Genomic DNA, 13,902 nt, shown 5'->3' with positions numbered 1-13,902 from the left:
AGGAGGCCCGTTGTGAGCAAACCACCCAAGGACATGTTTGACGCGAAGGAGTTTCTCGCCAAAGTCGGAGACGGGAAAGCGATCCTCGAACTTCACAAGAACCAGAAAATTTTCGAACAGGGCGACGTCGCCGAGACGGTATTTTATATTCAAAAGGGGAAGGTCAAGCTCACCGTCTTGTCCGAACAGGGCAAGGAGGCCGTCGTCGCGATCCTTGAGCCCGGGCATTTCTTCGGCGAAGGCTGCATGAATGGCCATAGACTGCGCATATCGACGACAACAGCGATGGAAGATTGTGTGATCACTTCCATCGCCAAGGCAGCCATGATCACCGCGCTCCATGATGAGCCGAAATTCTCCGAGTTGTTCATGTCTTATCTCCTGACCCGGAACAGCCGGATCGAGGAGGACCTGATCGACCAGCTGTTCAATTCAAGCGAGCGGCGGCTTGCCCGGCTGCTTTTGCTGCTCGCCAATTTCGGCAAGGACGGCGAGCCACAGCGGATCAGCCCGAATATCAGCCAGGAAACACTGGCCGAGATGGTTGGCACCACTCGATCCCGCGTCAGCCATTTCATGAACAAATTTCGAAAGCTGGGGCTCATCAGCTACAACGGCCATATCGAGGTCAACAACTCGCTGCTGTCTGCGGTTTTGCACGAGAAGCCCCTGCTCAAAGAGCGTGACTAGGACCAACCATCATTAACTTCGGAATGTGAGCTGTGTTGAACAGCATCCCGAAGCTCAAGCGAGCATGATTGCTCCACTACCGCGCCATGTTGGCTGCCATCGGTGACCGAGAGTTCGGTAACGCTCCCGCCTTGTATGGAGAAAAGCCGTGACCTTACCCGACCCATTCTTGACCGATATCGAGCGCGCTCGCTGCTCTCGTTGCCAAACGCGGATGATGCTTGAACGCGTTTCGGCAGGACCAATTGGTTTCGAACGCCGGCTGTTCGAATGCCCCAAATGCGACCAAGTCGAGATGAGGATTATTGCATCGGATCCCCACAGATCGAAGGCGGCCGGCGGGCTCGCTGGCGAACTCAGGACGCCGAACTAAGGGCTGGCTCTAAGGGAGCGCCACATGCTCGATAAACAAAGCCAAGGCCCGCAATGCACCGCATGCGGCTCCCCCATGAGGTTGACGGTGATCGAACCGAGCATGTGGGACCAGGATCTGCGGACATTTGCTTGCCCGCATTGCCAGAGAGTTCAGCGGCACGTCATCGAAAGCACAGTGACGGAGGCGTGGGCAGCGCCAAGGAAGCATTGATAGCGGTCGCGGACGGCCTATCAATGGGCCGCTCGTGGCAACAGGTAGCGCACCGTCATGCCCACCAGGTGGTCCTCCTCGACCACCACGACGTCGCCGGCTTTCATTTCATTACGCATCACCAGGCGACATGAGACCAACCTGTCGTTTGAGCCTGGAAAGTCACCGAGCGAGGAATGCAGCTCGCGTGCGTTGATCAGAATGTGCGACATGCCTCGCGAGACCGCACGCCCAAACTGAGCGTTCAGTTCTTGGCTATAGTGCTCCGACGAAGCCATCGATGTTCTCCCTCAAATTTTGCAGCCGTGTTGTTCGCTCCCGTCACCGCAGGAGGCCTGCCCAGCGCGGCGACTGTAACGGCTGTACGCTCAATCGGCAGCGAAGTCGCCGTCTTGTTTTGATGTACCGGGCGGAACCGGCAATCAGCCGCCGGCGCGCGTCCAGATGAACGCTGGCTGAATCGTTCAGGCCATCGCGACGTTGTGACACGGCGTGGCCCTGTGCAAGCCTTACCGATCCTTCATTGGAACTTCGTTGTAATCGCTCGTCCGCAGCATACGTATTCTTCATGAGAGGAGAGGACACCATGAAGCAATCCGAGATCTTCCGCGAAAACGCCGAGAACTGCGCGCAGCTTGCAGAGGGCGCCACCAGCGAACCCCTCTTCAACCGCTACAAGCGCATGGAGGCCGCCTGGCGCGCGCTCGCCAACGAGCAGGACTGGCTCGATGGAGAGGTTTCGCCCTCGCGTATTCCCATCGCGCGTGGCGGCAACGGCCATGTGCCGGAAAACCTGGGATCGTCCGATTCCGCCGGCTGATGAAAGTAGTGCGATGAAGATTCTCGAACATTCCGAGAGCCACATTGTCAAAATGCAGGACGGGTCGGCGTGGCAAATATTCCCCGGTGATATCGACCAAACGCTGGCCTGGCTGCCGACAACCGAATTGCGGCTGTTCGAGATCAATGACGACGTCGCAACGCATGCGCTCATCAACGCCGATGACGGGACGCGGGTCCGCGTCCGGCAGCTTGGTGACAAATGGCCGGAGTCGAAGGCGAAGAAAATACTCAGTCGGGGGTGAAATTACCAATCTGTCGTCCCTGCGAACGCAGGGACCCATAACCACCGATCGTCGTGTTTGACAGAAAGCCGTCGGGCGCTTTGCCTCAAGAGAAGCCGCGGCGTATGGGTCCTTGCTTTCGCAAGGACGACGACGAAGCCTTGACAGTTTTTGGTAGCGCCACCTGATTTGCCCGTCGTGCCAATGTGTCGCAGACGCCTTCGCTTGTGACGACGGGCAAATCGCTGGCAATTCTCCGCGCGTCTCCTGCCCGAGAAGAGGGGCGTTTCGCGATCGTCACTGAACGTTGAGCAGGAGATGCGGTGGACGCGACGATGCGCATGACGAGCGCGCCGTTGCGGACGGCGAAGTCGCATGGTCCTAACATCTCGACGCTGATGTCAAGTTGGCGACGATGCTCGCGCATCGCGCCGGCGACGGGGGCAAGAAAGCCCGATCCCCGGGGAGAGTGCGAAGGAACCCGTTAAAACCATCGTGCGGGGAATGCCGGATGTGTCCGGTTTCGACCGTGGTGAATAACTTGCGTGCTTTTTTCATTTGCACGCGAGGCTGCGGGCGCTAACCGGCGCCCGGCATTCCCTGCGCCCTCTGTTTCGGAGGGACCGTATTTGGCATAGCCCGGACTGACGAGGCCGCGGGAACGGGTAGCTGTGCTTGGGACCATCCTTCGAGACGCCGCGGAGCCTGTCATCGGGCCGAGCTTTGCGCGGACCCGTTGGCGGCTCCTCAGGATGAGGCCGCGGCGAGCGGAGATATTGGCCCTCATGGTGAGGAGGCGCGCGCACCCGAGCAGACCGAGCCTGCGAGGTCGTTGCGAACGGTGCACACCAAAGGGCGCCGTCTCTGGACGATGCAAGGCATCGCCAGGAGAACCATGAGGCTCGAAGGCGGGGCCATGCGGCGTCACGGCTTTCACGACGGCGCCGCATATGCTGAGATGCATCAAAAGCCCAGGGAGAAAACGATGCCTCGCCACAAGAGCCCCCTGCCCTCGCGCCGGCAATTTCTGAAAGCTGCAAGCCTCAAAGCTGTAAGCCTTGCGGCTACCGCGGCAGCCGTGCCGGCGTTCGGCGTCAGGCGGGCACTCGCTGCCCGCTATCCGGAGCGGCCGATCAGGATCATCGTGCCGTTTGCGCCCGCGGGCCCGACCGACATCATGGCGCGAATTCTCGGCCAGAATCTCGGCATCGCACTTTCCGGCAATGTCATTGTCGAAAACCGCTCCGGCGCCGGCGGCAATATCGGGATCGGCTATACGGCGCATGCGGAGGCCGACGGTTATACGCTGCTCGTCACCTCGAGCGCCTATGTCGTCAATCCCAGCCTCTACGCCACGGTCCCGTACGATCCCTTCAAGGATTTCGCGCCGATCGCCGAACTCGGCACCTCACCCAACGCGATCATGATCGATCCCAAGCTCGGCATCAATTCGATTGCGGAGCTGATCGCGCGCGTCAAGGCAAAGCCCGATGCGTTCAACTATGCGAGCCCGGGTGCCGGCACCACGCCGCATCTCTCCGGCGAACTGCTCAAGATTGTCGGCGGCATCGAGATCACCCATGTGCCGTTTTCCGCCGCGGGCCCCGCGATCCAGGCGCTGCTCGGCGGCACGACCCAGCTTGCGGTGACCGCGCTGCCGCCCGCCATTCCCTATATCGAAAACGGTTCGATCAAGGCGCTTGCGGTCACAGGCGCCCGGCGCTGGGTCGATCTGCCTGACGTCCCGACCATGATCGAACTCGGCTACACGGATTTCATTGCCGACACGTTTCAGGCCTTCCTGGCGCCGGCCAAGACGCCGCCGGATATCGTTGCGCGATTGTCGGCGAAGTCGGTCGAGGTCATGAAGAAGCCGGAAATTGTCGAGCAGTTGCGCATCAACGGTTTCGAAGTCATCGCCAACGGCTCGGACGGCTTGCGCCAGCGCATCGTGACGGAGGTGCCGAAATGGCACGACGTCATCGCCAAAGCCGGCATCAAGCCGGTGTGACAACAAGAGCAAGAAAGGACCCTTCGTGAAGATCGTCGATCTCAGCCGCGAGCTTTACCATCGCACCCCGAACTATCCCGGCCATTCCGCCATCATTCACGGCATGTGGAAGACTCACGAAGAATCCTTTGCCGACGGCGGCAAGGTGCACGGGCTTGCATCGATGTACTTCGCCATGCCCGACCATGGCGGCACCCATATCGACGCGCCCCTGCATTTCGACAAGCGCGGCGAGGGGATCGATCAATATCCGCTCGAGAACTGCATCGTGCCGGGTATCTGCATCGACCTGCGCCACATCGCACCCCGCGCCGAGATCACGCCGGCCGATCTCGAAGCGGCGGTCGAGAAATCAGGCCATCCGGTGCCGAAAGGCGGCACGGTGCTGCTTTGTACCGGCCATCACGAGCGGACGTTTCCGCGCAAGGAATATGCGACGGAGAATTCCGGCGTCAACGTGAAGGCGACCGAGTGGCTCGCGCAAAAAGGCGTGGTGCATTTCGGCATCGATTCGATGCGGCCGGGACCGGAAGGTCCGGAGAACCTGCTCGTGCACAAGGCCTGTTTCGAACTCGGCATTACCCATATCGAAAGCCTGTGCCATCTCGAGACCCTGCTCGGCGCCGGTCCCTTCACTTTCATCGGCCTGCCGATGAAGTGGCGCGGCGGCACGGCATCGCCGATCCGCGCGGTCGCCGTGTTCGGGATGTAAGGTTCAGACCTATGGCCTGATGGTTCGAGACGCGCGAAGCCGCGCTCCTCACCATGAGGAACGCTATTTCACCTCGTCCTGAGGAGACGCGAAGCGTCGTCTCGAAGGGCGAGGCCGAGATGTCTCAAACCTTATGGCGTCACAGGGTGAGCGGCCGGCAGCGCAATGCCCTTCTCGGCGGCCGTCTGGCGCAGCAAATCCGGCCGGTCGGAGATGATTCCGTCCACACCCATATCGATCAGCCGCGCGATATCGGCAGGCTGGTTGGCGGTCCACACCACGACCTTGAGACCGAGCGTATGGCACTCCGTGACCGCTTCCGGCGTGAGGTCGCGAAGATAGGGCGACCAGATCACGCCGCCCGCCGCCTTGATGGTGCGCGGAATCGATTTTCCGTGCTCGGCCGGATTGAAGCCGGCGGTCCATTCCGATGCCTTGTCGGAGAAAACCGTCGGATCTCTTCCGCCTTGCACCGTCAGATACACGGTCGGGATTTCCGGCGCGAGTTTCTGCACCAGTTGCAGCGTCCGCCAATCGAACGACTGCACCATGACGCGGCTTTCGAATTTCTCGACCCGCAACAGATCGAGCAGCACCGCAACAAAGCGATCCGGCGGCAGCGACTCGTCGGGGTGGTTTGGATCGATCTTGGTCTCGATGTTCAGCCGTACCTTCTCGTCGCCGGATCGGCGAACCAGATCGATCAGCTCCTTCAACGTCGGCATCTTCGTTCCGGGCGCCGCACGCTGGTCGGGAAATTGCGCGGCATAGATGCTGCCGGGACGGATTTGTCCGATGTCGTACTGCTTCACTTCCGCCAGCGAGAGCTGGACCAGGGGCGTGCCGGGCGCAGTAACGTATTTGCCGTCGGGGCTGAGGGCGAGGTCCGGATTGAGGCCGCGCTCGTGGGAGACCACGATCGCGCCGTCGCGCGTCACGCCGATATCGAGCTCGAGCGTGTTGACGCCCATCGAGAGCGCCCCGGCAAAAGACACCAGCGTGTTTTCCGGAAACAGCGCGCGGCCACCGCGATGGGCTTCGATGTCGAACGCCGGCATCTTCATCTCTCTCCCGCTGGCCTGTTCGGCGCCGCTCGCCTGCCCAGCGATCAGGCCCGCAACGGCCAGAGCCGCGAAGCAGCCGAGGATCGATCGTCGATTTCGCCCCCGCACGATCTTTACCGGACGCCGAAGGTCGTTTCGCCGAACAGCGTCTTGTGCGATGACGGCTGCGAGCGCCAATATTGCGGCGGGGCGAACACCTCGCCGCCGAGCTCGGCTGCGGCGTGCCAGGCCCAGCGCGGATCGTAAAGCATGCCGCGGGCGAGTGCGACCATATCGGCCTTGCCGGAAGCGACGATTTCCTCGGCGTGGTTTGCTTCCGTGATCAGGCCGACCGCCATCGTGGTCACGCCGGTCGCTTCCTTGATCGCTTGCGCGAACGACACTTGATAACCGGGCGACAGCGGGATCTTCTGCTGCGGCGACACCCCGCCGGACGAGACGTCGATCCAGTCGACGTTACGCTTCTTCAATTCCTTGGCGAAGGCAATGGACTGGTCGAGATCCCACCCGCCGTCGACCCAGTCGGTTGCGGAGATCTTGATGCCGACCGGCTTTTTCGAAGGAAACACCGCGCGCACCGCGTCGAACACTTCGAGCGGATACCGCATCCGGTTCTGCAAGGACCCGCCATACTTGTCCTCGCGCCTGTTGGAGATCGGTGAAAGGAACTGGTGCAGCAAATAGCCGTGCGCGCCATGCAGTTCGATGGCATCGATGCCGAGCCGGTCGGCACGCCGCGCCGATTCGACGAAGGCGTCGCGAACGCGCTTCAGGCCGACGGCATCGAGTTCGAGCGGTTTCAATTCGCCGTCCTTGTGCGCGACAGGCGACGGCCCAACCGTCTGCCATCCCCCCTCGGTGAGCGGTATTTGCTGACCCCCATCCCAGGGTTTGTGACTCGATCCCTTGCGGCCTGCATGGGCAAGCTGAATGGCGATCGCGATGGTCGAGTGCCGGCGCACCGACGCCAGAATCGGCCGCAGCGCCGATTCTGTGGCGTCGTTCCACAACCCAAGGCAACCCGGCGTGATGCGGCCGATCGCCTCGACATGCGTCGCCTCCAGGCAGAACATCGCCGCGCCCGACAGCGCCAGGCTATTGATGTGCGTGAAATGCCAGTCGTTCGCCTTGCCGCCTTCCGCCGAGTACTGACACATCGGCGCGACCATGATCCGGTTGGGCAACGCAAGGTCGCGCAGACGGATTGGAGAAAACAGGGCGCTCATAAAGCGGTATCCGACACCAAGGACAGATCGTCTACACCGATCTATAATTCACTCTGATGACGGTCGTCGAATGTCGAATGGGTAGAACGGGCTTCCTGAAACGCAACGGTCTCAGCCTTAAGGCTTAATCCCGTAGCCTTAAGGCTTAATCCCGGCGGCTTTGATTACCTCTAGATTCTCGGCGATCTCGTGCGCCACGAACGCATCCATCTCCGCAGGCTTCATCGGGGACGGTTCAACGCCGAGTTTGGTCAGGCTTTCCTGCATCGAGGAATCGGCCAGAAGCCTGGTTCCCGCATCATAAAACTTCTGAATGACGTCGCGTGGCGTTTTTGCAGGCATGAACACGCCGAGCCAGAACAGGCTTTCGGCGTTCTTCAGGCCCGCCTCGGCCGGAGTCGGCACGTCGGGCAAATCGGCGGCGCGCTTTGGCGTTGAGATCACGAGCGCGTGTACGCGACCCTCTTTGATCAGCGGCAGCGCGGTTGCGAGCGGGCAAAAGTAGAAATCGAGCCGGCCGCCGAGAATATCGGCGATCACCTCGGCGCCGCCGCGATAAGGCACATGGGTGGTTTCGACCCCGGCCGCGAGGCGAAACTTCTCCGCGCTGATATGGGTCGCACTACCGACACCGACCGAGCCGAACGAGATCGAGCCGGGCTTAGCCTTGGCGTCGGCGATGAAGTCCTGCACGGTTTTCCAGGGCCGCGACACCGGAACGATCATCACGTTGGCGCTAACCCCGATCATCAGGACCGACGACAGGTCCCTGGAAATGTCGAAGGGTAGTTTCGGATAGATCGCGGGCGAAATCGACAACGCCGAGGATTGGGCGAGGATGCTGTAACCGTCAGCCTCCGCCTTCACGACGACCGCCGTACCGATGGTGCCGCCGGCGCCAGGACGATTTTCGACGACGATGGCCTGGCCAAGTTGCGCCGAGAGCCGGTCGAAGAAGACGCGCGGCACGACATCGGCAGCGCTTCCCGCGCCAAAGGGGATTGTCGCCTTGATCAGATGCGATGGCCAGTTCTCGGCCTGCGCAGCGGTTGCCAGCAACACGCCGGCCGCAACGAACACCCACCCCGATAATCTACGCATTGGCACTCCGCTCTCCACCATTAAGTCCAGTCGAAATCCGGCAGGACATATCACCCTGCAAGCGTGAATTGCAGCAGCAAGGTGCGCTGGATCATCGAGAAGTTATCATCGGACACCATGGTCAGCACGGTCTCGCCCTCCGCGGTGACGTGGGCGTCGATGCCTTCCATGTTGTCGACCTCGTTACCGAGGTCGGCCTCGAAAATCGAGGGGCCATCGACCACGGCGCCGGGCGCGACCGATTGAAGCGGAATGCGCCGGATACGAATGCCAACCCCGGACGTCCAGGAAAATTTCCGTTCCAGGATCAAGAGATCGCCAGTCAGCAACACCGCGTCGCTGACATCGAACTCTTCGGTACGGCGAACGCTGAACTGGCCCGGCGTCGGGCCTCCGACCAAAAATGCGACGAGATTGCCGTTTGGATCGAGACCGCGCTCGGAGATGGCGATCAGCGTCCCGGCCAGCGGCTGGCCCTTCGGCACGAACACCAGGGCTTCAAGCCCCTTGTTGTTGGGCAGCCGGCTTGCCGCTGTCGGCAGTGGCACGACTTCGCCCCTCGAGCGGGTAAATCCCTTGCTGAAATCGAAGCGCAACACCTTGTTGGCCCGCTCAAGCCCGATATAGACGAACGAACCGTCGATTGCGATCGACTCCGAATCATACCAGCCATAGGCGGGGATGGGTTTTCCGTCAGGCCCCCGCATCGGCGCCGACTCGACATCGGCAAGCCCTGCCATCGCACGCCCCTCATACACGATGCGCCCGGTGAACCAGTGTCCCTTGTCGCTGAATGATATGAAGCGTTCGCCTTTCGCGTCGAGCCGCAATCCGGATAGTCCGCCGAACCGCCGGAAAGATGACGTCAGCACCAGCCCACTGCGAAATTCGAGCGCGCCGAATCGCACGCGATTGTGGTCATGCCGGTCAAACCAGGGAATGGGGCTGGCCTTGACCTCGATCGATACCGGAGCTGGGCTCGAATTGTCGTCGGACTGGCCGGGCGAGACCGGCGGCGGAACGAACTGGGCGCTTGCGACGCGGGACGCGGCCGCCGTCGACAGGCCGGCTGCCGCGAGTTGCATGAAAGCGCGGCGTGAACCGCGCAGGTCTGGCAGCGTTTTACTGCGCAGGATCACGCGGAAATCAGGAGTGCAGCCGGCGCCGCGATCCTGTTGAGGCCGGCGCGGGCCCGTGGGTCTCGCTGAACAATTCGGCCAGTTTCTCGGTGATGGCGCCGCCGAGTTCTTCGGCGTCCACAATGGTGACCGCGCGGCGATAGTAGCGCGTGACGTCGTGGCCGATGCCGATGGCGATCAACTCGACCGGCGAACGCGTCTCGATTTCCTCGATGATATGACGCAGATGCCGCTCCAGATAGTTGCCGGGATTGACCGACAGCGTGGAATCGTCGACTGGCGCACCGTCGGAAATCATCATCAGGATCTTGCGTTGCTCGGGGCGGCCGAGCAGGCGCTTGTGCGCCCAATCGAGCGCCTCGCCATCGATATTTTCCTTCAGGAGACCTTCGCGCATCATCAGCCCGAGATTCTTGCGCGCGCGCCGCCAGGGCGCGTCGGCCGATTTATAGATGATGTGCCGGAGGTCGTTCAGACGGCCGGGGTTGGCCGGCTTGCCGGCAGCAAGCCACGCCTCGCGCGACTGCCCGCCCTTCCAGGCGCGGGTGGTGAAGCCAAGGATTTCCACCTTGACGCCGCAACGCTCCAGCGTGCGCGCCAAAATATCGGCACACGTTGCGGCAACCGTGATCGGGCGGCCGCGCATCGAGCCGGAATTGTCGAGCAGCAGCGTCACCACCGTGTCGCGGAAGGTCGCCTCCTTCTCGTGCATGAACGAGAGCGGATGATAGGGATCGGTCACGACCCGCGACAGACGGGCCGGATCAAGAATGCCTTCCTCGAGATCGAACTCCCAGGCGCGATTCTGCTGGGCCATCAGCCGGCGTTGCAGGCGGTTGGCAAGCCGCGCCACGATGCCTTGCAGATGCGCGAGCTGCTTGTCGAGATAGCTGCGCAGCCGCTCAAGCTCGTCATGATCGCAGAGATCCTCCGCCGCAATCACCTCGTCGAACTTGGGCGCAAAGGCGTGGTACTCCGGGCCCCGCGGCTCGTTCTGCCCGCGCGCGTTCGGCCGCGTCGCCTCGCCCGGCGTTTCGTCGTCGCCCAGTTCGCCATCGTCGAACGTGTCGGACGTCGAGGCTTGCGCGCTTTCCATCGCGCTGTCCGACATTTCTTCGGTCGTCGCCTGCGCCTGGTCGGCGCTCATCTCCTGGGCGGCGTCAGACTCCGGCGAGCCGTCGGCGCCGGACTGGTCGTTTTCACCATCGCGGCTGTCGTCCTGGTTCTCGTCCTCGTCGGCTTCCGCGTTGCGGTCGTCGCCGAGTTCAAGCGCCGACAACAGATCGTGGACCGCATCGCCGAACCTGGCCTGATCCTCCGCAAAGCGATCGAGCTGGTCGAGCCGCGAGCCGATCTTGTCTTCGAGAATGGGACGCCAGAGGTCGACCATCTTGCGTGCCGCGGCCGGCGGCGCCATCCCGGTCAGCCGCTCGCGTACCAGCATCGCGAGCGCATCCGACAACGGCGCATCGGCACGGTCGGTGATCTCGTCGAATTTGCCGCGGTGGAAATGATCGTCGAGCATCGCGGTGAGATTCTTGGCAACGCCCGACATCCGCCGCGACCCGAGCGCCTCGACGCGGGCCTGTTCGACGGCTTCGAACACGCCGCGGGCCTGCGGATTGCCGGGCATCAGCTTGCGATGCACTTTCGGATCGTGGCAGGCGAGTTTCAGCGCAATCGAATCGGCGTGCCCGCGGACGATCGCGGCATCGCGCTTGGTCATCTTGCGCGGCGGCTCCGGCAACCGCGCCTTGCCCGGCGACAAACCCGGCCGCTCGGCCGCAAACGACACTTCAAGTTCCGGCTTCTTCGCAATCGCACGCAGGCACGCGGTGACGGAGCGCTTGAACGGCTCGGTCGGCGCTTCCTTGGGCCCGGTGCGGAACTTGCTGTTGGATGATGTGCTCATAGTGCCTTCGTAAGCCAGTGGCGCGTCACGCCGCCAGGATAGCCCTTGATCGAACCGAACGCCTTGTAGCCGCACCTACGGTAGAAGCCCGGCGCCTGAACACTCATCGTATCGACGTAGGAGCGAATTGCCCCGAACCGGCGCGCTTCATCCTCGATCTTCTTGATCAACGCCGCTCCGCGACCCTTGCCGCGAAACCGCTCGTCGATCCAGAACAGCTGAATGAACAGCACCGTCATCCAGACTTCGCCGACTACCCCGCCGACGATCTTTTTCTTCTCGCGGAGCGAGACGGCGAAGCGGCGGTATCGCTGCTTCCCCATCTTCTGTTCATTATAGCCGATGAGGCCACCGATCACCGCGCGCTTGGTCTCGCCGATCGTACGCTCGACGGCGATCGCCGGCATGGTTTCAGCTCAGCGCCACGTTGACCGCGGATTCGGCAAGCTCGGCGTTGAAGCAGCGCTGATAGAACTCGGCCACCAGCGGCCGTTCCAGTTCGTCACACTTGTTGAGGAAGGTGACGCGGAAGGCAAAACCGATATCGCCGAAGATCTCCGAGTTCTCCGCCCAGGTGATCACGGTACGCGGGCTCATCACCGTCGACAAATCGCCGTTGGCGAACGCGTTGCGGGTAAGATCGGCAAGCCGCACCATCTTGTTGACGATGTCGCGGCCCTGGGTAGTGCGATAGTGATGGGCCTTCGCCAGCACGATCTCCACTTCCTCGTCATGGGCGAGATAATTCAGCGTGGTGACGATCGACCAGCGGTCCATCTGGCCCTGGTTGATCTGTTGGGTGCCGTGATAGAGGCCCGACGTATCGCCGAGACCGACCGTATTGGCGGTGGAGAACAGACGGAAGGCCGGGTGCGGCTTGATCACCTTGTTCTGGTCGAGCAGCGTCAGGCGGCCAGAGACTTCCAGCACGCGCTGGATCACGAACATCACATCGGGGCGGCCGGCGTCATATTCGTCGAACACCAGCGCGATATTGTGCTGCAAGGCCCAGGGCAGGATGCCGTCGCGGAATTCGGTGACCTGCTTGCCGTCCTTGACGACGATGGCGTCCTTGCCGACGAGGTCGATACGGCTGATATGGCTGTCGAGGTTGACGCGCACACAAGGCCAGTTGAGCCTGGCTGCGACCTGCTCGATGTGAGTCGATTTGCCGGTGCCGTGGTAGCCGGTCACCATAACGCGGCGATTCTTCGCAAAGCCGGCCAGGATCGCGAGCGTCGTGGCGCGATCAAAACGGTAATCCGAATCGACGTCCGGCACGTGCGGGTCGACTTGCGAATAAGCGGGCACTTCGAGGTCGCTGTCGATTCCGAACACCTGCCGCACCGACACCTTCATATCGGGCAAGCCTGTGGGCTCTGGCGCTGTGGTCGTGGCGGCGGTCGTCATCAATCCTCCGAGGTCTCAGGGGGCTCCCGAAACCAGATGTATGGATAAGGCTGCGGATGGGTAGCTCAGTGAAACCTATCAGAGAGCGGCGATAGGAAGAAGCCCAAGTGGTAATCAAAGTTCCGTTGAATAATCATAAAGATAGTAGCCAGACGCAGTTTTGGAAGGCAGCCCTGCGAATCCCGTCAAGTCCAGGCCGCACTCTCGTGCGACCAATGCAATACAGGCAAGGAACGGGCACTTTCCAGCCATCTGGCGAGTTGTGCTAGGCGTGCCTGCCAAGCAACCATCCCCCAACATATAGGGATTTTCGTGGCCTCACTGATCGACCCATTGATCGCCTTTGTCTCGGCCCACGTGTGGCTGGCCTATCTGACACTGTTTCTGGCGGCGCTTCTGGAGGCGGTTCCGATCGTCGGCGCGGTGATTCCTGGCTCGACCATCATTTTTGCGCTAAGTGCGCTGGTACCCGGCGGCGAGCTGCAACTCGGCTGGGTCCTGCTTGTGGCCATCGCCGGTGCTCTACTCGGCGACGGGTCGGCCTTTCTGCTCGGCCATCGCGAACAGCGCGAAATTCTCAATGTCTGGCCGCTATCGAACCATCCGAAGGTCGTTGCCCAGAGCGAGGCGTTCTTCCACCGCTGGGGGGCGCTGGCGGTGTTCTTTGCGCGCTTCGTGCCACCGATCCGCGCCTTCGTCCCGCTCACGGCGGGCGCACTCGGGATGTCGCCGGCGGCGTTCTACGGCGTCAACATTCCGGCCGTGTTGCTGTGGGCCCCGGCCCATGTCCTGCCCGGGGTGCTCGCCGTGACGGCGCTGCATCGGTACGGCGGCTTTACGCCGCATGGGGGGATCGCCAAGCACTACTGGATCGCGACGGTGGTCGTTGGCGCTCTGATCGTTGCGCTGGTGACCTGGGTGATCCGCCGCAGGCGCGGCGGCGGGATCATCGAGCCGGCGGTCCAATCCGACCGTGCAAAGCTCTGA

At 62.1% G+C, this 13,902-nt stretch carries 14 protein-coding genes; 6 read left to right on the top strand and 8 right to left on the bottom strand.

Annotated features, from left to right (window positions below; genetic code table 11):
* The first annotated feature begins 12 nt into the window (after positions 1-12).
* Positions 13-690, top strand: coding sequence for a Crp/Fnr family transcriptional regulator (locus BUA38_RS15370; RefSeq protein ID WP_072818927.1), 678 nt, complete (start codon positions 13-15; stop codon positions 688-690).
* Positions 691-1,296: 606 nt separating this feature from the next.
* On the opposite strand, the gene BUA38_RS15365 is transcribed toward BUA38_RS15370, so the two are convergent.
* Entirely contained in the window at positions 1,297-1,554 is a 258-nt protein-coding gene (locus tag BUA38_RS15365; protein WP_072818925.1) for a hypothetical protein, read from the bottom strand.
* Between the two features lie 308 nt (positions 1,555-1,862).
* Between BUA38_RS15365 and BUA38_RS15360 the strand changes: the two genes are divergently transcribed.
* From BUA38_RS15360 to BUA38_RS15345, 4 genes are all read left to right on the top strand, one after another.
* Positions 1,863-2,096 (top strand): hypothetical protein, encoded by a 234-nt coding sequence (locus BUA38_RS15360; protein ID WP_072818923.1) that lies wholly within the window; start codon positions 1,863-1,865, stop codon positions 2,094-2,096.
* Between the two features lie 13 nt (positions 2,097-2,109).
* Complete coding sequence (locus tag BUA38_RS15355; RefSeq protein WP_072818921.1) at positions 2,110-2,361, top strand: hypothetical protein; 252 nt, start codon at positions 2,110-2,112, stop codon at positions 2,359-2,361.
* A 964-nt stretch (positions 2,362-3,325) separates the two neighbouring features.
* Positions 3,326-4,351: a Bug family tripartite tricarboxylate transporter substrate binding protein gene (locus BUA38_RS15350; RefSeq protein ID WP_072826145.1), complete on the top strand. Its 1,026-nt coding sequence runs from the start codon at positions 3,326-3,328 to the stop codon at positions 4,349-4,351.
* A 25-nt stretch (positions 4,352-4,376) separates the two neighbouring features.
* Complete coding sequence (locus BUA38_RS15345) at positions 4,377-5,063, top strand: cyclase family protein (RefSeq protein WP_072818919.1); 687 nt, start codon at positions 4,377-4,379, stop codon at positions 5,061-5,063.
* A 131-nt stretch (positions 5,064-5,194) separates the two neighbouring features.
* Here BUA38_RS15345 and BUA38_RS15340 read toward each other — a convergent pair whose 3' ends face one another.
* The 7 genes from BUA38_RS15340 to cobS all read right to left on the bottom strand — a co-directional run bounded on the left by BUA38_RS15340 (position 5,195) and on the right by cobS (position 12,915).
* The gene (locus tag BUA38_RS15340) at positions 5,195-6,127 is read right to left on the bottom strand and encodes a glycerophosphodiester phosphodiesterase (protein WP_072826144.1); all 933 of its coding nucleotides are present in this window, start codon (positions 6,125-6,127) and stop codon (positions 5,195-5,197) included.
* 113 nt (positions 6,128-6,240) lie between these two features.
* Positions 6,241-7,353 carry an NADH:flavin oxidoreductase/NADH oxidase gene (locus BUA38_RS15335; RefSeq protein ID WP_072818917.1) on the bottom strand — a complete coding sequence of 371 codons (1,113 nt, stop codon included), beginning with the start codon at positions 7,351-7,353 and terminating at the stop codon, positions 6,241-6,243.
* A gap of 138 nt (positions 7,354-7,491) precedes the next feature.
* The gene (locus BUA38_RS15330) at positions 7,492-8,454 is read right to left on the bottom strand and encodes a Bug family tripartite tricarboxylate transporter substrate binding protein (RefSeq protein ID WP_072818916.1); all 963 of its coding nucleotides are present in this window, start codon (positions 8,452-8,454) and stop codon (positions 7,492-7,494) included.
* 50 nt (positions 8,455-8,504) lie between these two features.
* Positions 8,505-9,539 (bottom strand): esterase-like activity of phytase family protein, encoded by a 1,035-nt coding sequence (locus BUA38_RS15325; protein WP_072826143.1) that lies wholly within the window; start codon positions 9,537-9,539, stop codon positions 8,505-8,507.
* A 61-nt stretch (positions 9,540-9,600) separates the two neighbouring features.
* Positions 9,601-11,505 (bottom strand): cobaltochelatase subunit CobT, encoded by a 1,905-nt coding sequence (gene cobT / locus BUA38_RS15320; RefSeq protein ID WP_072818914.1) that lies wholly within the window; start codon positions 11,503-11,505, stop codon positions 9,601-9,603.
* Positions 11,502-11,912 (bottom strand): GNAT family N-acetyltransferase, encoded by a 411-nt coding sequence (locus tag BUA38_RS15315; protein ID WP_072818912.1) that lies wholly within the window; start codon positions 11,910-11,912, stop codon positions 11,502-11,504. Before BUA38_RS15315 ends, cobT begins: the two co-directional genes overlap by 4 nt.
* A 4-nt stretch (positions 11,913-11,916) precedes the next feature.
* The gene (gene cobS, locus BUA38_RS15310; protein WP_072818910.1) at positions 11,917-12,915 is read right to left on the bottom strand and encodes a cobaltochelatase subunit CobS; all 999 of its coding nucleotides are present in this window, start codon (positions 12,913-12,915) and stop codon (positions 11,917-11,919) included.
* A gap of 312 nt (positions 12,916-13,227) precedes the next feature.
* Here cobS and BUA38_RS15305 point away from each other — a divergent pair, with 312 nt between their 5' ends.
* A complete protein-coding gene (locus tag BUA38_RS15305) occupies positions 13,228-13,902 on the top strand; it encodes a DedA family protein (RefSeq protein WP_072818908.1) in 675 nt (224 codons plus the stop codon).

This window comes from Bradyrhizobium erythrophlei (assembly GCF_900142985.1).
Lineage (GTDB): Bacteria > Pseudomonadota > Alphaproteobacteria > Rhizobiales > Xanthobacteraceae > Bradyrhizobium > Bradyrhizobium erythrophlei_B.
Note: the sequence above shows the minus strand (reverse complement) of the source record. Positions and strands in the feature narration are given on the sequence as shown.

What these genes read in the sequence shown, in the direction of transcription:
- BUA38_RS15365 (WP_072818925.1), bottom strand. Translation starts at nt 1,554, where the DNA reads ATGGCTTCGTCGGAGCACTATAGCCAAGAACTGAACGCTCAGTTTGGG.
- BUA38_RS15315 (WP_072818912.1), bottom strand. Translation starts at nt 11,912, where the DNA reads ATGCCGGCGATCGCCGTCGAGCGTACGATCGGCGAGACCAAGCGCGCG.
- cobS (WP_072818910.1), bottom strand. Translation starts at nt 12,915, where the DNA reads ATGACGACCGCCGCCACGACCACAGCGCCAGAGCCCACAGGCTTGCCC.
- BUA38_RS15350 (WP_072826145.1), top strand. Translation starts at nt 3,326, where the DNA reads ATGCCTCGCCACAAGAGCCCCCTGCCCTCGCGCCGGCAATTTCTGAAA.
- BUA38_RS15330 (WP_072818916.1), bottom strand. Translation starts at nt 8,454, where the DNA reads ATGCGTAGATTATCGGGGTGGGTGTTCGTTGCGGCCGGCGTGTTGCTG.
- BUA38_RS15360 (WP_072818923.1), top strand. Translation starts at nt 1,863, where the DNA reads ATGAAGCAATCCGAGATCTTCCGCGAAAACGCCGAGAACTGCGCGCAG.
- cobT (WP_072818914.1), bottom strand. Translation starts at nt 11,505, where the DNA reads ATGAGCACATCATCCAACAGCAAGTTCCGCACCGGGCCCAAGGAAGCG.
- BUA38_RS15355 (WP_072818921.1), top strand. Translation starts at nt 2,110, where the DNA reads ATGAAGATTCTCGAACATTCCGAGAGCCACATTGTCAAAATGCAGGAC.
- BUA38_RS15325 (WP_072826143.1), bottom strand. Translation starts at nt 9,539, where the DNA reads ATGCAACTCGCGGCAGCCGGCCTGTCGACGGCGGCCGCGTCCCGCGTC.
- BUA38_RS15340 (WP_072826144.1), bottom strand. Translation starts at nt 6,127, where the DNA reads ATGAAGATGCCGGCGTTCGACATCGAAGCCCATCGCGGTGGCCGCGCG.
- BUA38_RS15335 (WP_072818917.1), bottom strand. Translation starts at nt 7,353, where the DNA reads ATGAGCGCCCTGTTTTCTCCAATCCGTCTGCGCGACCTTGCGTTGCCC.